The 506-nt window shown below is 38.5% G+C and carries 1 protein-coding gene; it reads left to right on the top strand.

Going from position 1 to position 506, the window contains the following annotated elements:
• On the top strand, positions 1 to 506 hold a 506-nt coding region (locus tag A1232T_RS13375), incomplete at both ends, for an RNA-guided endonuclease InsQ/TnpB family protein (protein WP_143514018.1).

Genomic DNA, 506 nt, shown 5'->3' with positions numbered 1-506 from the left:
AAAGGTCAAAAGCTTATCATCGATGTATTCGATAGCTACAACCTAAGCCTATATCAAATTAACACCTTAGAGATAGTACAAGACAGTCGTAATCGTTGGTATGCGTGTATTACTGTTAAAGACTCCCCCAAACAAGCAAGTGGTATGGGCAGCGTTGGTATTGACTTAGGTTTAAAAGAGTCTGCTACCACCTCAAATGGTGACAAGCTAACTATTAAGCAAACGCAAAAGTGGGCGAATAAATTAGCAACCGCCCAGCGTGCTAAGAATAAAAAACGTGTTAAAGCAATCCACGCCAAAATCAAAAACACAAGATTAGACTTAATTCATAAATTTACCACAAAGCTAATGCAGAGTAATGCCTTGATTGTGGTTGGTGATGTTAAATCACGCTCATTTACCAATTCGATGACCAAACTGGCTAAATCAACATACGATGCAGGTTGGTTTGAACTTAAACGACAACTGGAATATAAATGCAAGCATGCAGGTTGTCAGTTTGAGAT

The sequence above is a fragment of the Psychrobacter pasteurii genome, assembly GCF_900162815.1.
Taxonomy (GTDB): Bacteria; Pseudomonadota; Gammaproteobacteria; order Pseudomonadales; family Moraxellaceae; genus Psychrobacter; species Psychrobacter pasteurii.
The sequence above is the reverse complement of the archived record's forward strand: the minus strand, read 5'-3'. Positions and strand labels throughout refer to the sequence as shown.